The organism is Fibrella aquatilis (assembly GCF_017353255.1).
Lineage (GTDB): Bacteria > Bacteroidota > Bacteroidia > Cytophagales > Spirosomataceae > Fibrella > Fibrella aquatilis.
The window spans coordinates 13,971-31,451 of record NZ_JAFMYU010000029.1 but is presented as its reverse complement, the minus strand read 5'-3'; the positions used below and the strand labels follow the sequence as shown (position 1 = coordinate 31,451).

The window sequence follows — 17,481 nt, the reverse complement described above, 5'->3', positions numbered from 1 at the left end:
TCACAGGTGTGTTTCGACCAACGCCTGCCACTCTTCTTCCAATGCCCCCTGAAAAACGGGCTTACGGGCGCGGCGGTACCAATAACCGGCATTGAACGCGTCGCCTTCTTTGCGGTGGAGGTAGGCGTGGAGGTGGTCGTAACTGGGCGTTCCCTCTTGCGACTGGGCGATGTTATGCGCGGCGGCCCAATCGCCACGGGCATCGTGCCAAAGGGCCTTGGCAATGGGATTGAGTTCAGCGGGCGGCGTTTGGGCAGTAAGTGACTGGATAAATTCGTGGGCGGTCATGGTTCAGTTGCGGGTCAGTGCATAGGTAACCCCAACCTGCGCCGACTGGTTATAAAACGGCTCGGTGTATCCTTTGTACTGTTCGGCCACATGGCGCAGGCCCTGACTGTAACGCAGGTCGATGCCAAAACGCGGCGAAATAGCATAAGCAGCAGCGGCAACGAATCCAGCATCAATTTTTTTGTACCGCTCGACGCTGCTGGAAATGGGTATTTCACTAGCCGACGATTGCCCATACGTATATGTTCCTTGAATCTTTTCGCCCAGTTTGTACCCGATATACGGCCCGGCCAGCACTGTGGCTTTACCAGAACGGTAGCCAATCATGACGGGCAACGTCAGGTACGTCAGACGGGATGAAAAGCGTCCATTGGCTGCAGAAGGAAAACACCCAAAATCACAGTATTCGCCGGGTCCTGCTTTCGTCACCTGTTTTTCAGATCCTTTCTGTTCTATACTAAGTTCAGCCTGTATCACAAAATGATTATCAACTGGTGCGATAATACCCGCGCTAATAGCACCTGTCAGAAGCCAGTGGCTCCCACCCAACTCGTAGGGCATTATGCCGTTATTACCAAGAACTGTATATACCGTTCCGCCTGATGAAGTACCATCCCCAATGGCCCGACTGCCACCTGCGCCCGCCCGCATGTACGCTTGCACATGATTGGGAGACTGAGCTAGCAATGAGGCATTTACGAACAGCAGCAGCAGTGAACAGACGATATGCTTCATAACATTGAGCGTTTTGCGGTTGAAGCTTAGTCAGGCTTTTTTTTAGGCACTGGCGGCCGTAGAAAGTCTAGCCTCGGTAACAGGGTCGTATCGGCGCTGATGTCTTTTATGTGTTGTTCAAGTTGAGGCGATAGGTATCGCTTCAGGTCTCTGTGATCAAATTGAGAAGGGGTAGTAGCCAAAGGCATTGGCTGGGCATCACCGCGACCATTCCGGATGGGCATCTGCCTGGCATTGCCAGAATAGGTATACACCGGCATATTATCGATCCTGGACAGAGACGGCAGCGTTGAAGGGGGCGCAGGTTGGGCCAGGCTTTTCGATGCGAGCAGCAAGCCGACCACAGTTAGCAGGATTTTCATAAAGGCTTAGGCGTGTTTTATAGTCATAAGACCCGGTCAGGGTGTAGACAGTTGGGAGCACAACGTACAAAAAAGCAGTGGCAACGGTAGACAGCTACCCGCCTGTTCCTTCTCCTGTGAAACTTCCGCTTAGCCCTTAACTACCAAGATTGTGAACGACTTAACGAACTAAACCCTGCTGGCGAACTGCCAACAATAGCATGAAAACAAAACACTGGATTAGTGGCCTGCTGGGCGCGTCGGCGCTGGTGGTGGCCTGCACGGTGGCCAAAACGCCGCAACAACAGCTGGCCGTTGCGGAAGAGCAGGTGATAAACCCGAAGCCGGTTGTCAACCCCATTGCCAACCCGGCGCAGCTCACGCCCGAACAGAGCTTAAATGCCTTTCGGGTGCCTGCGGGCTACCACATGGAACTTGTGGCCAGCGAACCCATGATTCACGAACCCGTGGCCATTGCCTGGGACGGTAACGCCCGCATGTACGTGGCCGAAATGGACACGTATATGCAGGACGCCGACGCCACCGGCGAACACGACCCCGTGAGCCGCGTGATGCTGCTGGAAGACACCGACGGCGACGGCAAAATGGACAAAAGCTCGGTCTTTATCGATAAGCTGCTGCTGCCCCGGATGCTGCTCTGCGTAAACCACGAACTGCTTGTCAATGAGACTGATACGTATGATCTGTGGTCGTATAAAGACACCAACAACGACGGTGTGGCCGATGACAAAAAACGCATTTACCACGTCGACCGCAAAGCGCCCGGCAATCTGGAACATCAGCGTAGCGGCCTCGACTGGAACCTCGATAACTGGCTCTACGTCACGGTTGACCCCGTCCGGTTCCGGTATACCAACGGCACCATTGCGGTCGATTCGTTGCCCAGCGGTTCCAACGGGCAGTGGGGCCTCACGCATGATAATTATGGTCGGCTGTTTTTCAGCCGGGGTGGGGGTGAAAACGCGGGGGCGGGTTTCCAGATCAACCCCAAATACGGCGCGCTGGAGTTTGCCGATGCCTATGACGAAGCCACGTTTGCGCCCGTATGGTCCATTATTGCCAACCCCGATGCGCAGGGCGGCGGTAAACGATTACGCGCCGACAGCACCCTGAACCACTTCACGGCCGGTTGCGGGCAATCGATCTACCGGGGCGACAAACTCCCCGCCGACCTCGTGAACGACTACCTTATCTGCGAACCCGTGGCCCGCATTATCCGCCGGGCGCACGTGGTGAACGATGGGGGCAAAACGCGCCTTGAAAACGTGTACCACGAGCAGGAATTCATTGCCTCCTCAGACTTTAATTTCCGGCCCGTAAACACCTACACCGGTCCCGACGGCAACCTGTATATCGTAGACATGAACCGGGGCATCATTCAGGAGTCGCAGTGGACACCGAAGGGCAGCTGGATTCGGCCACAGATTGAGCGGCTGGGGCTGGACAAGCACGTACAGCATGGGCGCATCTGGCGGCTGGTGCAGGACAGTGCCAAGCCAGCGCCCCGGCCTCACCTGCTCGATGATTCGCCCGCCCAACTCGTCACGTACCTAAACCACCCCAACGGTTGGTGGCGCGACAATGCCCAAAAACAGCTGGTAGCCCTGGGCGACAGATCGGTAGTACCTGCCCTGCGGCAACTCGCAGCGGGAAAGCGCCTTGGCGAAACACAGAAGCCAACGACACTGGCCCAGATTCACGCCCTCTGGACGCTGGAAGGATTGGACGCACTTGATACCGAAATAATAGCTAATGCACTGAAAGACAGCGACCCGCAACTTCGGCGTACGGCTATCTGGCTGGGCGAACCGTTTCTGCGGAAGAACGACGAAACCCTGGTTGGTGCTGTGGCTTCGCTCCAGAACGACCCCAACCCTAACGTACGAATTCAGGTGCTCGAATCGCTGCACTACAGCACCGCGCCCAGGGCCAAAAAGGCCGTGAGTGACCTGTTGGCCCAAAACGCCGCCGACCCAGTGCTGATGGCCGTGGAAGCGAGTATCCAGAAAAATGCCGATTTCAAGACCTACGGCAGCAAGCTGGGTAGCCTCGCCGCCACCGACCGCAACTCGGTGCTGAAGGGGGCCGAAATCTTTAAATCATACTGCTCATCCTGCCACGGCACCGACGGCAAAGGCCTGGCCAGCCTGGTAGCGCCCCCCATTGCCGGGTCGAAACACCTGGTCGACAATACGGTGTTGCTGCGCATTCTGATGCAGGGCCTCTCTGGCCCCATCGACGGGAAGAGCTACCCCACGCTGATGCCCTCCGTAGCCGACAACACCGATGAGTGGATTGCCTCGGTAGCCAACTATATACGCTACGAATTTGGCGGACCACCACCCCGGCCAGTCCCTCCCGCCACGCCCCCTGCTCAAACGGCTTCCTTGTCGGGTAGTACGGTGGCGGGGGTTGCGCCAGTTCGGCCAGCGGGACCAGGTGGTTTTCGGCGTACATTGCCCATTATTCAGACCGACGAAGTAGCCAAAATCCGCCAGGAAACCGCCTCTCGCATTACCCCCTGGACGCTGGTTGAGCTAGAGAAGAAATAGTTTTGAGTTGCTTCGCGCTGTAATGGGCTGACGCCTGTCGAAGGGCCAGGCGTCAGCCCATTACAGCGCGAAGCAACTCAAAACAGAAAACTCAAAACTGAAAACAGAAATCCCCCCTTCCATGCAAACGATTCTCGGTGCGGGCGGGGCTATTGGCGTTGAACTGGCCAAAGCCCTCCCCCACCACACCACCGACCCCATCCGGCTCGTAAGCCGCAATCCGAAGAAGGTAAACCAGACCGACACAATCCTATCAGCCGACCTCAACGACCCTGCGCAGGTGGACAAGGCCGTAGCGGGTAGCGCCATCACCTACGTTACCATCGGCTACGATTACAACACCAAACTGTGGCAGGAACGGTGGCCTGTACTGATTAAAAACGTGGTCGATGCCTGCATGAAGCACCAGAGTAAACTGGTCTTCTTCGACAACGTCTACGCCATCGGCGGCGATAACGTCAAGCACCTCACCGAAGCCTCGCCCATGAATCCGTCGAGCAAAAAAGGGGAGGTACGGGCAGCGGTAGACCGGCACATACTGGAGGCCGTCGAAGCCGGAAAGCTCGACGCGATCATTGCCCGCGCGCCCGATTTCTTTGGCCCAATAAAAGATAAGAGCGTGACCATGAGCCTGATCTACGACAACATGGTGAAGGGCAAAAAAGCGCAGTGGTTCTGTGACGCCGACAAAATCCACTCCACCGGCTACACCCCCGACCTGGGCATTGGCACGGCCATGTTGGGCAACACCCCCACAGCTTATAACCAAATCTGGAACCTGCCCGTAGACCCCCACGCCCCCACCGGCCGGGAATGGGCCGCGCTCTTTGCCCACGAGCTACAGAAGCCCGACGGCGTTCAGGTGTTGCCGGGCTGGGGTATGCGGGCATTGGGTTTGTTTGTACCCATTCTAAAAGAAATGTACGAGATGCGCTACCAGTATGACCGCGACTACTTCTTCGACTCGGCCAAGTTCAACAAGGCGTTTAGGTACACTCCTACTACCAACGTCGAGGCCGTGACACAAACCGTGGCGGCGCTGGCAGGGCGGTAGTGGGTGAATAATTTATCGCTGTATCTTGGCGTGATCATATTCCTGCCTCTTTATGACCTGCCAGACCTGTGGTAACCCACATCAGGAGAATTTCTGCCCCAGTTGCGGTGAGAAACGCTACGACCCGCACAGCCTGTCGCTGAAGCACATGCTGGAAGAGTCACTCGAAACCTTCACCCACGCTGACCATAATTTTCTGCGAACGCTTCATGCAGTGCTACTACGACCAGGTGAGCTTCCCGCCGAATACGTAGCAGGTCGGCGGATACGCTACATGAAGCCACTCGGGTTTTTCCTGCTGATCAACCTTCTATTTTTTCTGCTGACCTCGTCGAATGCGTTCAATCAGCCACTGGACAGTTTCCTAAACTATACACCCTACATAACGTTTGGCACTAACAAAACCGTTGACCATAGGCTGGCTGAACGCCACGAAACGCTGGACGAGTTTACCCCCCGTTTCAACACAGCCATGGCCAGTAGTTCAAAGGGTTTTCTGGTGCTGCTGATACCGCTTTACGCGCTGGTTTTCAATCTTTTATTTATCAGAACCCGACGCTCGTTTATTGAACACCTCGTTTTTGCTACTTACTTCGTGGCGTTCATGCTACTGTTTATGCTACTGGAGAAATTGCTCATTGCCGTACCTTTCATGGCGCTATTTGGGCAGCAGGGGTGGGTGAGTTACGGCGATAGGCTGGTGACCCTCATTGGCCTGTTGAGCCTAGCCATCTACCTGTTTTTAGCCTTCCGCCGGTTCTACCAAACTGGGGTTGTCTGGTCTTTATTAACGGCAACGCTGAGCAGCCTCACGCTGGCAGCCATCGTGGTTGCATACCGAATGATGTTGTTTTACAAAATCGTTTTGACCAGCCACTGATGAAAACAGTTTTATAATTAATAATCTGATAATCAAAGAATTATGTTATAACGAGCCGCTACTTGCACAGTTTGATTAATGACCGACGGCAGGAGCGTATAGTCAGTTGATTCTTTCGTGGCCCGGATCAGACTTCGGCTGTAGCGTAGATCAACACCAAAACGAGGCGTTAATGCATAGCCGAGTCCCCCGGTGAACCCAACATCAAACGCGTTGAACTCATCGGAAGCCGCACTGAAATTGGTAATGTAGGTATAGGCATTGTTAATCAGAGGCTGGTAGCTTCCCCGTTGTTGCTCACTCAGCTTTAGACCCACATAAGGACCAGCCAGTACAGAAAACGCACCCACATGGTAACTGGCCAGTATGGGCAACGTCAGGTACGTCAGGCGGGTTGTGATTTGGCCGGTAGCCGAATTGGACACTGGTGGCTGATAGATGATGCCACAATTGCCTGTGCAATAGGAAGTAAGTTTCTCTACGGCCGCGCGTGACCCTCTTTGCTCTACGTTCAGCTCGGCCCCAATGGTGAAGTGCTTACTGACATCGATGGTCAAACCAACGCCCGCATTACCGGTCAGCAACGCCACTCCATCACTCGCTTTAGCCAGCACCTCCGTTTCATACTGAAAACTCGATTCTAGTACCAGAACCTTTTGCCCACTCGAATTTGGTAAGCTGGCACCTACCCCCGCTCGGACATAGACACGCGTCTTACCTGGCGTTTGGGCCAATATATTTACCGACGCAAGCAGGATGAAAAGAAGAAAGTAGCGTATCGTTTTCATACAGAGCTAATCATCATAAAATAACCATATTATTCATAATCAATGCGTTAACTCGTACCGAACGGCTAGTTGCATTGACTGATTGTAGAATTCCTCCATACGCTCACTACCAGAAATTCCGTACCGAAATGCTTTTGCCGGGTACAGCAATCCTTGGCTATAGCGTATGTCAACGCCGACACGCGGAGTCAGGGCGTAGCCTATACCAGCCACAAACCCGGCGTCGAAGGCTTTATAGCCTCTGGTGGCTGTATTTATGGGAACAACCAACGGGTTCTTTAAGGAGTAACTGCCACTAAGTTGTTCGGCCAGTTTATACCCTACATAAGGTCCGGCAGATAAGGTTAGCTGGCCAAACCGATAACCGGCCACAATGGGCAACGTCAGGTAGGTTAAACGAGACGAAAAGCTGCCATCGGCCAAAAGTGGGACAGACGTTGAACAAGGGCCTGGGTCGCAGATGATCAGCCCGCGGTCGTACAACGCTTCTGTCAGGTTTACCTTGGAGCCTTTTTGTTCCAGGTTGATTTCGGCCTGAATAACAAAATGTGGGCTAACGGGAACGGTTACACCGACACCCACAGTGCCGACCAACAGCCATTGGGAACCACCCACGTTAAGCGGAGTGGCATCGCTCGCGTTTGGATAGCTACGCGAATAGTCTGTCAGTAGCAGTATGCCTGTTGCTGACGTGGCCTGGCCGCCGGTGGCGCGGCTATACCCGATGCCTGCCCGGAGGTAAACATGCGTGCTTTGGGGTGTTTGGGCCAGCGTCGTAGCGCCAAAAGGAAAGCAGGAAAAAGCGAGGTACAGAGCTGTTTTCATACGTCGATACAATGTTTTTTGGTAGACCCAGAAAGTAGTCTTTCAGTTGGCACAACTTACTAAACCGATACGGTTTCTTTCAACCATATCGGTTTAACAACACCCGCCTATGCTTCGCCCCTACACCATTCTGCTGCTCATTTTCCTTCCATTTTGTCTTTTCGCACAGAATCCACCGGATAAACCAGACGCCAAACTCACCCAAAAACTAACCGATGCCCTGCGGGGATTTAAAGGCAACGCGGGTGTGTATGTGTTGAACCTAAAAACCGGCAAAACGGCCTCTATTAACGCCGATACGCTGTTTCCTACGGCCAGCACAGTTAAGATTCCGATTATGATTGGCCTGTTCGATAAGATCAGGCAAGGCAACATCAGCTACGGGCAGGAGGTGGTTTACAAGGATTCGCTCCACTACGATGACGGCATTGTGGGGTCGCTGAAAGACGGCGCCAAGCTGCCCCTAAGCGAGGTGGTTATGCTGATGGAAACCGTCTCCGACAATACCGGCAGCCTCTGGTGTCAGGCGCTGGCGGGCGGGGGTACGGCCATCAACGCCTGGCTCGATGCCAACGGCTTTTCGCAAACGCGGGTGAACTCGCGCACGCCGGGTCGGCAACCATTTCAGAAACAATATGGCTGGGGCCAGACCACGCCCCGCGAACTGGCCAGTCTGCTCCACTACATCCGGCAGGGTCGCGCCGTTAGCCCCGACGCCAGCGACCGCATGTACCGCAACCTCTGCCGACAATATTGGGACGGCGACGGCCTCTCGCAACTGCCCGCCGAAGTAAAAGTGGCCTGCAAAAACGGGGCTGTCAACCAATCGCGGTCAGAGGTGGCGCTGGTGCATGCGCCCCACGGCGACTACGTCTATTGCGTGATGACCAAAAACCAGCAAGACCAGTCCTGGACCCGCGACAACGAAGGCTTCGCTCTCCTCCGCACCGTCTCGGCCCTCCTCTGGCAGCATTTTGAACCCAAATCCACCTTCAAGCCCGTGGCTGGCTACGAAAAATGGTGGTAACTTTTACAGTATGCAGTTAAGAACAGTATGCAGTATGCAGTGTTATTGCTACAGTAGCCTTGTTCGCGTGCCCAACCGTTAAGCCAGGGCACTACTGCATACTGTATACTGTCCTTAACTGTTCACTGAACTATGCCCATCGCCATTATGTGGCACCGGCGCGATTTGCGCCTGCACGACAACGCCGCACTGTACTACGCCCTGAAGGCCGGACGGCCTGTGCTGCCCCTGTTTATTTTCGACAAAGACATCCTCGATCACCTCGACGATAAGCGCGACAGGCGGGTGGAATTTATCTACAAATACGTGCTCAAGTTGCAGGATGAACTGCAAAAAATGGGGTCGTCGCTGATCGTGCGGTATGGTCGGCCGCTGGAAGTATTTCAGGAACTGGCAAAGGAATACGAGATCACCAACGTCTTCACCAACTACGACTACGAAACCTACGGCAAAGGCCGCGATGCCGAGGTGGCGGCGTTTTTGAAGACCGTCGGCGCGGGGTTTCACAGCTACAAAGACCAGACACTCTTCGACCACGACGAGGTGCTTACCGGCACGGGCAAGCCCTACACCGTTTTCGGCCCTTATAGTCGCAACTGGCTTGGCAAGCTTGCAGACCCGTTTTACACCAAATCGTACCCAACCGAGACGTACTTCGACCAGCTGCACAAGACCGCCCCGCTACCCATGGTCACGCTCGACGACATGGGCTTTGAGCCGCTGGGTGAGAATTTTCCCAAGCCGACGGTGGATGATGCGTTGCTGAAACAGTACCAGAAAATGCGCGATTACCCCGCCGAACGGGGCACCTCCGAACTGGGCATTCACCTCCGTTTTGGTACCATCAGTATCCGCAATCTGGCCCGGCAGGCGCAGGAAACCAGCCCCACATTCCTGAGCGAACTGTGCTGGCGCGACTTCTATTTTCAGGTGCTCGACCACTTCCCGCACGTAGAGCAGCACGCGTTTCGGCGGGAGTATGACAACATCAAGTTCCTGAACCGACCCGAAGACATCGAACGCTGGGAGCAGGGCAAAACCGGCTACCCGCTGGTGGATGCGGGCATGCGCCAACTCAACGAAACCGGCTGGATGCACAACCGCGTGCGCATGGTGGTGGCCAGTTTCTGCATTAAACACCTGCTCGTCGACTGGCGGATTGGTGAGGCGTATTTTGCTAAAAAACTTCGCGACTACGACCTGGCGGCCAACAACGGCGGCTGGCAATGGGCAGCCGGTTCCGGCACCGACGCCGCCCCCTACTTCCGCGTCTTCAACCCCACCGCCCAGGCCGAAAAGTTCGACCCCAAAGGCGAATACATCCGCCGCTGGGTGCCCGAATACAACAGCCTGAATTACCCCGCCCCCATCATCGACCACGCCTTCGCCCGCCAACGGGTAGTGGAGGTATATAAGGAAGGGTTGAGGAAGGAGTGATTTACGACTTACGATGTACGAATTACGATTTATCGCTTACGCCAGCGCATGTGTACGCTGGCGTAAGCGATAAATCGTAATTCGTACATCGTAAGTCGTAAATCCGTGCAACGTTTCCTTCGCAGCTGCGTCTTTCCTGCACTGATGATCTAAACCAATGGCCTCGAATCCGGCAACTGGCAGTGTGGCGGCTGGCGGGGAAATGGCCATACCCCGCTTGACGCCCATTCTGCCACTGGACCCTGTCCCTGACCTTGTTGCGCGGTGCCTGCTCGGCGACCGACGGGCGCAGTATGACCTGTATAAGCGCTACGCCAAAGCCATGTACAACGTCTGCAAACGTATTGTGGGGCACGATGCCGAAGCCGAAGACGTACTCCAGGATGCCTTCGTCGACGCGTTTGGCAACCTGCACCGCTTCCGGGGCGAGAGTACGTTTGGAGCCTGGCTGAAACAGATTGTGGTGAACCGGGCCGTGGGTTGCCTACGAACGCGTCGGCTACCGCTGGTTTCAACTGAAACCCTTGATAATGAGAATTTTGACCGGGCCGAAGAGGGCGAAGGGATCGACGAAGCGCAGATGCAGTGGGACGTGGAACGGGTCAGACAGGCCGTGGCCCGCCTGCCCGACGGCTACCGCGTAGTACTGACTCTCTACCTGTTTGACGGCTATGACCACGACGAAATTGGCCAGATCCTCAGCATCAGTGAATCAACCTCCCGCTCGCAATATCTGCGGGCGAAGAGGAAGTTAATTAGTGAATTATAGTTATTAGTCATTAGTCATTTCGCTGCGCTGTCATTCGTTATAAAGGCAATGAATGACCACCGAATGACCATTGAATAACCAGTAAAAATGTCTCTCGAAAACTTTATACGCGAACACCGCGACGAATTTGAGCAGGATGCCCCCACCTATGCCTTCTGGCAACGGCTGGCGGCACAGCTGCCCCCACCGGCAGGTGATAACCATTCGGCAGAAAATGGCCAAAATAAGCCGTCAGGGCCTTTTTTGGGCGTTCAACGCGGATCTGGCGTGGCCCGGCGGTGGTGGGCGGTGGCCGCTTCGATAGTGGTACTGCTGGGTGTGCTGTGGTGGGTCAACGCCCGCTATGCTGCCACCGAACAACCCGAAGTGGTGGCTGTCAGCCCTGCCTACGCGAAGGAGGTGGCACAGTATGCCAGCCTGATTGATGATAAGCGCGACGAGCTGAAAGCTCTGGCGGCCAACAACCCCGGCCTATACCAGCAGTTCGCCAACGACCTCGACCGGCTGGAAACCAGCTACCTGGCCCTGAAAAAAGACCTGCCCGAAACACCCAACCAGGAACTGCTGATTCAGGCCATGATCCAGAACCTGCAGCTCCAGATTGACCTGCTCAACGAGCAGCTACGCGTGATCGAACGCATGAAACAACAAAACACCACCCATGAAACGGTTTAACGCAGTTCTGTTTAGCGCTTACCTGCTGGCCCTCATTGGCCAAAACAGCCTGGCCCAAACACCTGATGCCATTCAGGCCGATGCTTCCCAAGCCGACACCCTGCCCTGGGGGCTAACTATCCGCCCGGTGCGGGTAGAGCGCTGGAGCAGCCAACCCGACGACCGCACCGAACTCCACCGGGCCATTGTGAAGTCTTACACCGTCACCAGCAAAGACGCGCTTTCGGTCGACAACCATTTTGGCGACGTGACCGTGACGCTCTGGGATCGCAACGAAATGCGGGTAGAGGTGGCCGTGACGGCTTCGTCTGAACGACCCGAACGCGCCCGCAAAATTCTGGATGCCGTCACGATTGACGAGCAGCGCAAAGACGACACCTTTTCGTTCAAAACGGTCATTGCCGACGGCTTCGACGGGGGATGGAAAAAGGGCGACCGGCGTAATTTTCTGCGCGTCGATTACCGGATTTCGATGCCCAAAGCCAATCGACTAGCCATAAAAAACAGCTTCGGCAACACCACCATCCCCGATTTCTGGGCACCGCTGTCGCTATCGTCGAAGTTCGGTAACGTGTATGGGGCCGACCTCAACAACCCCAACACGCGTATCCAGGCCGAATTTGGCAACGTCTCCGTCCGCGACATTCAGAACGGCAGTCTTACCATGTCCTTTGGCGATATCGACATCAATTCGGGCAATGTGCTGTCTATCGTGCAGGACTACGGCAAGCTGAAAATTGGCGAAACTAACCAGGTCAACGCCCGCATGAACTACGCCGATGCCAGCATTGGGCTGATCCGGCAGTCGGCCAAGGTGCGGCTGAACTACGCCCGGCGATTCCTGCTTGGGCAGGTGGCAGCGTCGGCCAATAAGATCGACGTAGAGGCCAACTATTCTACCGTGGCCATGCCCGTGCAGAACGAATCGAACGGCAACTTCGACATCACTGTCACACACGGGGGCTTTAGTTACCCCAACCTGCCATCGCTTCGGCTTAATACCCCAACGCCGCCCACCCCGCCTGTCCGTGGTCAAACCCGGCAGTACATTGGCCATTTTGGCACCGGCGGTGGCCCCCACATCCGGGTAGTAGCCAGCTACGGCGACGTGCGTTTCAAATAATAATTACCCCCTTTCCAAGTGAACTGATAGGGTTTGGTGTAGGGTGAATTTATCTTTGTGGGAAAGAGAGAGGCTGTCTAGTGGTTTGTCTGTTTGTGGGTTTGTTTGTTATAAAATCAACAGACAAACCCACAAACAGACAAACCACTAGACGCCGTTACACCCAAACACGTGGCTTTAATTAAATCAATTTCCGGCATTCGGGGCACCATTGGCGGACAAAGTGGCGAGGGATTGACCCCGCTTGATGTAGTAAAATTTACGGCCGCCTTCGGGCAATGGCTGCTATCGCGGCAAGCACAAAAGAGCGGTCCGCATACCGTGGTTATCGGCCGCGACGGGCGGCTGTCGGGGCCAATGGTCTCGCAGTTGGTGGCCGCCACCCTACAGGGGCTGGGCATCGACGTGCTGGATCTGGGCCTGTCTACTACACCTACCGTTGAACTGGCCGTACCCGGCGAAAAGGCCATTGGCGGCATAATCCTCACCGCCAGCCACAACCCTATTCAGTGGAATGCCCTGAAACTACTGAACGAAACCGGCGAATTTATTTCGGCAACCGATGGCGAAGCTGTATTACAAATTGCTGATAATGAGTCATTTGTTTTTGCCGAAGTACGCAAACTAGGTAGCTACCGCACCGATAACACGTGGCTTCAGAAACACGTCGATGCGGTGTTGGCTTTGCCACTGGTGAACCGCAATGCCATTGCCAACCGTAACTTCCGGGTAGTAGTAGATGCTGTCAATTCTACCGGGGGCATTGTGGTGCCTATGCTGCTGGAAGCCCTTGGCGTTGAGCAGATTACCAAACTCCACTGCGAACCCACGGGCCTTTTCGCGCACAACCCCGAACCGCTGCCCGAAAACCTCACCGACATTCTGGCCGTTACCAAACGCGACGATAAAGACCTGGGCATTGTGGTTGACCCCGACGTAGATCGGCTGGCCCTGATCTGCGAAGACGGTTCGCCTTTTGGCGAAGAATATACCCTCGTGGCCGTGGCCGACTATGTGCTAAAACAAAGCCCCGGTACCAACAAAAACACCGTCTCGAACCTCTCCAGCACCGCTGCCCTCCGCGACGTGACCCAAAAGCATGGCGGGCAGTATTTCGCCTCGGCAGTGGGAGAAGTAAACGTGGTGGAGATGATGAAGGCGCAAAATGCCCTCATCGGTGGCGAGGGCAATGGCGGCATCATCTTCCCCGAACTGCATTACGGCCGCGACGCACTGGTGGGCATTGCCCTGTTTTTGAGCCACTTAGCCACATTCGGCAAGTCGGCGTCTATTCTGCGTCGGACGTACCCCAGCTACTATATCTCGAAAAATAAAATCGAACTCACGCCTGGTATCGACGTCGACGCGGTGCTGGAAGGCATCCGGGCCAAGTATGCCAAAAACCCCGTCAACACCATCGACGGCGTGAAAATTGAGTTCGATAAAGAGTGGGTTCACCTGCGGAAATCAAACACCGAACCTATCATCCGCATCTACTGCGAATCAGACACCCTCTCTACCGCCGACTACCTGGCCAACAAAATCATCTCCGACATCCGGGAGGTAATCGCTGATAAAAAATAGTACCGCCCTTCCCCTATGACCCCAACCACTACCCCTACTGCTGCTACGCCCGTTGGTCACCCGCCGGGGCTTTATGTACTGTTTTTCACTGAGATGTGGGAACGGTTTAGCTACTATGGCATGCGGGCCATTCTGCTGCTGTTTCTGATCGACAATGTGCGCGGCGGCATGGGCCTTACCGAAGCCGAAGGAGCCGCCATCTATGGCATCTACACCTCGTCGGTCTACCTGCTTTCATTGCCCGGCGGCTGGATCGCCGACAACATTCTGGGGCAACGCAAGTCGATTTTTTACGGCGGCATCATCATCATGCTGGGCCACATCGTGCTGGCTATGCCGGGTGGTTCGGCCCTGTTTTATTTCGGGTTGTTCATTGTCGCCATCGGTACGGGCCTGCTCAAGCCCAACATCAGTACGCTGGTAGGTGAGCTATATCCCGAAGGTGGTGCCAGAAAAGATGCGGCCTTCTCTATTTTCTACATGGGTATTAACATCGGTTCGCTGCTGGGCATCACCATTGTAGGCTACCTAGGTCAGAAAGTGGGCTGGCATTATGGTTTCGGTGCCGCCGCCGTGGGTATGGCCCTGGGCATTGTCACTTTCCGCCTGGCCGGGCAACGATACCTAAGTCACTTGGGCAATGTGCCCGCGCCCGCCGTTGATGGCAAGGCGGAAACGAGTAGCAAACGGCCCCTGTTTATTTTCCTGGCCGTTATGGTGCTGGTGCTGGCCACGTTGCAATTCACCAATATCATCGACTTAACCACCGCGCAGGGCTTGGCCAAAGGCATGGGCACCATCATTTCCATGATTGCGCTGGGCTATTTTATCTTTATCCTGGTGGCAGGTGGGCTTGATGCCGTCGAGAAAAAGCGGGTGAGCGTCTTGTTTGTCTTCTTCCTTGCCTCGGCGCTCTACTGGGCTGGTAATGAGCAGCAAGGCTCGTCACTGCAAATCTTCGCCGACCGCTACACTGATCTGGTTTTCTTTGGCTGGCAAATCCCGTCGAGCTGGTTTCAGAACCTCAACCCCGCCTTTATCCTGCTGTTTTCGCCAGTGTTAGCCGTGCTTTGGGTGTTTCTGGCCAACCGAAAAATCAGCTATCCCGTGCCGGCCAAATTCGCCACGTCGCTGCTGCTGCTGGGCATTGCCTACGTCATCATGGTCATTGCCGCCAAAATTGCCCTCACGGGCACTCGCACGTCGCCGCTGTTTCTGACGGGTACCTACCTGTTTTTCACCCTCGCCGAGTTGTTTTTAAGCCCTGTAGGTCTGAGTGCCTTCTCGAAGCTGGCCCCCAAACGCTACACTAGTCAGCTAATGGGCCTGTGGTTCATAGGCTCGTCGCTGGGTAACCTCGTGGCCGGGTTGTTTGCCGGTGGATTCGACGAGAAAAACGTGGCTAGTATGCCCGGCCTGTTTCAGAGTGTGGTGATCTTCACGATAGGTAGCGGGCTGCTGATGCTACTGTTTGTACGGCCTCTGAAACGTTGGATGGGCGGCATCGAGTAAGGCAGGCACAGGCAGTTCAGCAAAAAGCCAGCGATGAAAGTTTTCATCGCTGGCTTTTTGCTGAACTGCTATAAACAGGCGTCTGGTAGCGCTAGGTGCCTGTTTATAGCACTAGGGTATAATTTAACTACAGGAAGTACCTGCCAATTTCTTTGATCTGAAGCAAGAGTGGCATTACCGCCTTTCCCCGATCTGATAGTCGGTATTCCACCCGAGGAGGCACCTCGTTGAATGATTCCTTTTCTAAAACACCCAACTGCACCAGCGCCTTCAATTCCTGAATCAGTACTTTCTCGCTCACGTCGGGTAGAAGCCGCCGAAGTTCAGAGTAACGACGGGTCTTTTCGGCCAAGTGTAGCAGGATAAACAAACGCCACTTTCCGCAAACTACTTCTAACGCTTTTTTTATTAGTAGCCGATCTTCCTCGACCATCAACTCGGGCTGTTTTATTCCGTTCATTGTAACGACACGCCACTAACCTACTGGTTTGTAACTGACTGATTTGTAAGTAATTAACCGACTTTACAAAGGTAAGCCTTGTTCCTAAACATTCACATTTATTAATAGGATAGACAGGCAACCACACCGATTTTGGGCGATAGGGTTCGCTATCACTGCTGACACACGCAAAGGGTGAATAGTGTGTAAATGGCTATCCAGTAAGCGAGTAGCCAACGTATGCATTAAGCTTAAGGCAAATTACTTGTTACTATAATTTGACTAAACGGTTAGCCAAAAGCATAGCATACGCTACTATACAAATTTAGTAGGAAAAATATTTCAATACAATACTAACTCTATTATAGATGTATACTATACACAACCATGATGTGTGCTTTGAACTCTGCCCCCCTCCTGGTAGTTTGATTTACTACACCTGCATATTCGTCTGCTTGCTTCCTTTGACCAAAACTGTATTGGTAATAGCCGGCCCAACGGCGGTTGGCAAAACAGCGCTGAGCGTGGCGCTGGCACAACAGCTTCGGACGGAGATTGTATCGGCCGACTCGCGGCAGCTATACCAAGAACTGACCATTGGCACTGCTAAGCCGTCGTTTGCCGACATGGGCGGTATCCGGCACCATTTTATTGACTCGCATACTATTCACGCACCCATCAGCGCGGGGCAATATGAACGCGAAGCCCTCACCGTTATCGACGATCTTTTTCAGGAACGCGAGTTGATCATCCTTAGCGGTGGTACGGGTCTGTATGTCAACGCTGTATTGCATGGGCTGGATGATATGCCCGAAGGCGATGCGGCCCTACGCGAACGACTGCAACGCCAGTTTGATGAAGAAGGTATCTCGGCACTGCAAGCTCAGTTGCTGGCGCTAGACCCTGCTTTTGCCCAATTAATGGATCTTAACAACACGCAACGTGTGATGCGGGCGTTGGAAGTATGCCTCACCACGGGCCGCCCCTACTCCTCATTTCGGCAGCGGCGACAGGTGAACCGGCCTTTTCGTACGGTGCTTATTGGGCTTGACCGTCCTCGCAACGAATTGTACGCCCGCATCGACCAACGGGTAGAGGCCATGCTGACGGCGGGCCTGCTGACGGAAGCTGAACCACTACTCCCCTACCGACACCTGGCCGCCCTGCAAACGGTGGGCTACAAAGAGGTTTTCGGCTATTTCGACGGTACATATAGTTACGCAGCTATGGTAGACCTGCTGAAACGAAACACCCGCCGCTACGCCAAACGCCAACTCACCTGGTTCCGCCACCAAAACGAATTCCAGTGGTTCCACCCCGACGATCTGGAAGGAATTTTGAAGGAAGTGGTAAGTGATGAGCGCTAAATGATGAGTTTGCTGCCGCAGGCGTATTGCTCTTGCGGCAGCAAACTCATCATGTAGCACTCAT

16 protein-coding genes are annotated in these 17,481 nt (G+C 54.6%); 11 read left to right on the top strand and 5 right to left on the bottom strand.

From position 1 onward, the window contains the following. Window positions 1-288, bottom strand: a complete 288-nt coding sequence (locus J2I48_RS24895) for a hypothetical protein (RefSeq protein ID WP_207338234.1) — start codon at window positions 286-288, stop codon at window positions 1-3. 3 nt (window positions 289-291) lie between these two features. Then, the gene (locus J2I48_RS24890; RefSeq protein ID WP_207338233.1) at window positions 292-1,023 is read right to left on the bottom strand and encodes a porin family protein; all 732 of its coding nucleotides are present in this window, start codon (window positions 1,021-1,023) and stop codon (window positions 292-294) included. A gap of 562 nt (window positions 1,024-1,585) precedes the next feature. Between J2I48_RS24890 and J2I48_RS24885 the strand changes: the two genes are divergently transcribed. The 3 genes from J2I48_RS24885 to J2I48_RS24875 all read left to right on the top strand — a co-directional run bounded on the left by J2I48_RS24885 (window position 1,586) and on the right by J2I48_RS24875 (window position 5,871). After that, complete coding sequence (locus J2I48_RS24885; RefSeq protein WP_207338232.1) at window positions 1,586-3,937, top strand: DUF7133 domain-containing protein; 2,352 nt, start codon at window positions 1,586-1,588, stop codon at window positions 3,935-3,937. Between the two features lie 121 nt (window positions 3,938-4,058). Continuing rightward, window positions 4,059-4,991 carry an NAD-dependent epimerase/dehydratase family protein gene (locus J2I48_RS24880; RefSeq protein WP_207338231.1) on the top strand — a complete coding sequence of 311 codons (933 nt, stop codon included), beginning with the start codon at window positions 4,059-4,061 and terminating at the stop codon, window positions 4,989-4,991. Between the two features lie 52 nt (window positions 4,992-5,043). After that, window positions 5,044-5,871, top strand: a complete 828-nt coding sequence (locus J2I48_RS24875) for a DUF3667 domain-containing protein (protein ID WP_207338230.1) — start codon at window positions 5,044-5,046, stop codon at window positions 5,869-5,871. Between the two features lie 32 nt (window positions 5,872-5,903). On the opposite strand, the gene J2I48_RS24870 is transcribed toward J2I48_RS24875, so the two are convergent. Together J2I48_RS24870 and J2I48_RS24865 are read right to left on the bottom strand one after the other, a co-directional pair. Then, window positions 5,904-6,659: a porin family protein gene (locus tag J2I48_RS24870; RefSeq protein ID WP_207338229.1), complete on the bottom strand. Its 756-nt coding sequence runs from the start codon at window positions 6,657-6,659 to the stop codon at window positions 5,904-5,906. Window positions 6,660-6,698: 39 nt separating this feature from the next. Then, complete coding sequence (locus J2I48_RS24865; RefSeq protein WP_207338228.1) at window positions 6,699-7,484, bottom strand: porin family protein; 786 nt, start codon at window positions 7,482-7,484, stop codon at window positions 6,699-6,701. Window positions 7,485-7,593: 109 nt separating this feature from the next. Here J2I48_RS24865 and J2I48_RS24860 point away from each other — a divergent pair, with 109 nt between their 5' ends. The 7 genes from J2I48_RS24860 to J2I48_RS24830 all read left to right on the top strand — a co-directional run bounded on the left by J2I48_RS24860 (window position 7,594) and on the right by J2I48_RS24830 (window position 15,611). Next, window positions 7,594-8,511 (top strand): serine hydrolase, encoded by a 918-nt coding sequence (locus J2I48_RS24860; RefSeq protein WP_207338227.1) that lies wholly within the window; start codon window positions 7,594-7,596, stop codon window positions 8,509-8,511. A gap of 132 nt (window positions 8,512-8,643) precedes the next feature. After that, the gene (locus tag J2I48_RS24855) at window positions 8,644-9,948 is read left to right on the top strand and encodes a cryptochrome/photolyase family protein (RefSeq protein WP_207338226.1); all 1,305 of its coding nucleotides are present in this window, start codon (window positions 8,644-8,646) and stop codon (window positions 9,946-9,948) included. 202 nt (window positions 9,949-10,150) lie between these two features. After that, a complete protein-coding gene (locus tag J2I48_RS24850) occupies window positions 10,151-10,717 on the top strand; it encodes an RNA polymerase sigma factor (RefSeq protein WP_207338272.1) in 567 nt (188 codons plus the stop codon). A gap of 87 nt (window positions 10,718-10,804) precedes the next feature. After that, on the top strand, window positions 10,805-11,392 hold the full coding sequence (locus J2I48_RS24845; RefSeq protein ID WP_207338225.1) for a hypothetical protein: 588 nt from the start codon (window positions 10,805-10,807) through the stop codon (window positions 11,390-11,392). Further along, window positions 11,379-12,515 carry a DUF4097 family beta strand repeat-containing protein gene (locus J2I48_RS24840; RefSeq protein ID WP_207338224.1) on the top strand — a complete coding sequence of 379 codons (1,137 nt, stop codon included), beginning with the start codon at window positions 11,379-11,381 and terminating at the stop codon, window positions 12,513-12,515. Before J2I48_RS24845 ends, J2I48_RS24840 begins: the two co-directional genes overlap by 14 nt. A gap of 171 nt (window positions 12,516-12,686) precedes the next feature. Further along, on the top strand, window positions 12,687-14,099 hold the full coding sequence (gene glmM / locus J2I48_RS24835) for a phosphoglucosamine mutase (RefSeq protein ID WP_207338223.1): 1,413 nt from the start codon (window positions 12,687-12,689) through the stop codon (window positions 14,097-14,099). Between the two features lie 15 nt (window positions 14,100-14,114). After that, window positions 14,115-15,611, top strand: coding sequence for a peptide MFS transporter (locus J2I48_RS24830; RefSeq protein WP_207338222.1), 1,497 nt, complete (start codon window positions 14,115-14,117; stop codon window positions 15,609-15,611). 127 nt (window positions 15,612-15,738) lie between these two features. On the opposite strand, the gene J2I48_RS24825 is transcribed toward J2I48_RS24830, so the two are convergent. After that, window positions 15,739-16,044 (bottom strand): winged helix-turn-helix transcriptional regulator, encoded by a 306-nt coding sequence (locus J2I48_RS24825; protein WP_310587310.1) that lies wholly within the window; start codon window positions 16,042-16,044, stop codon window positions 15,739-15,741. Between the two features lie 461 nt (window positions 16,045-16,505). Here J2I48_RS24825 and miaA point away from each other — a divergent pair, with 461 nt between their 5' ends. Continuing rightward, window positions 16,506-17,417: a tRNA (adenosine(37)-N6)-dimethylallyltransferase MiaA gene (miaA, locus tag J2I48_RS24820; RefSeq protein ID WP_229376774.1), complete on the top strand. Its 912-nt coding sequence runs from the start codon at window positions 16,506-16,508 to the stop codon at window positions 17,415-17,417. The last annotated feature ends 64 nt before the right edge of the window (window positions 17,418-17,481 follow it).

Excerpts from the sequence above, each read along its gene's own strand:
- J2I48_RS24840 (WP_207338224.1), top strand. The coding sequence starts at position 11,379 with ATGAAACGGTTTAACGCAGTTCTGTTTAGCGCTTACCTGCTGGCCCTC.
- J2I48_RS24875 (WP_207338230.1), top strand. The coding sequence starts at position 5,044 with ATGACCTGCCAGACCTGTGGTAACCCACATCAGGAGAATTTCTGCCCC.
- J2I48_RS24850 (WP_207338272.1), top strand. The coding sequence starts at position 10,151 with ATGGCCATACCCCGCTTGACGCCCATTCTGCCACTGGACCCTGTCCCT.
- J2I48_RS24895 (WP_207338234.1), bottom strand. The coding sequence starts at position 288 with ATGACCGCCCACGAATTTATCCAGTCACTTACTGCCCAAACGCCGCCC.
- J2I48_RS24855 (WP_207338226.1), top strand. The coding sequence starts at position 8,644 with ATGCCCATCGCCATTATGTGGCACCGGCGCGATTTGCGCCTGCACGAC.
- J2I48_RS24845 (WP_207338225.1), top strand. The coding sequence starts at position 10,805 with ATGTCTCTCGAAAACTTTATACGCGAACACCGCGACGAATTTGAGCAG.
- J2I48_RS24880 (WP_207338231.1), top strand. The coding sequence starts at position 4,059 with ATGCAAACGATTCTCGGTGCGGGCGGGGCTATTGGCGTTGAACTGGCC.
- J2I48_RS24885 (WP_207338232.1), top strand. The coding sequence starts at position 1,586 with ATGAAAACAAAACACTGGATTAGTGGCCTGCTGGGCGCGTCGGCGCTG.
- J2I48_RS24825 (WP_310587310.1), bottom strand. The coding sequence starts at position 16,044 with ATGGTCGAGGAAGATCGGCTACTAATAAAAAAAGCGTTAGAAGTAGTT.
- J2I48_RS24830 (WP_207338222.1), top strand. The coding sequence starts at position 14,115 with ATGACCCCAACCACTACCCCTACTGCTGCTACGCCCGTTGGTCACCCG.
- J2I48_RS24865 (WP_207338228.1), bottom strand. The coding sequence starts at position 7,484 with ATGAAAACAGCTCTGTACCTCGCTTTTTCCTGCTTTCCTTTTGGCGCT.
- J2I48_RS24860 (WP_207338227.1), top strand. The coding sequence starts at position 7,594 with ATGCTTCGCCCCTACACCATTCTGCTGCTCATTTTCCTTCCATTTTGT.
- J2I48_RS24890 (WP_207338233.1), bottom strand. The coding sequence starts at position 1,023 with ATGAAGCATATCGTCTGTTCACTGCTGCTGCTGTTCGTAAATGCCTCA.
- J2I48_RS24870 (WP_207338229.1), bottom strand. The coding sequence starts at position 6,659 with ATGAAAACGATACGCTACTTTCTTCTTTTCATCCTGCTTGCGTCGGTA.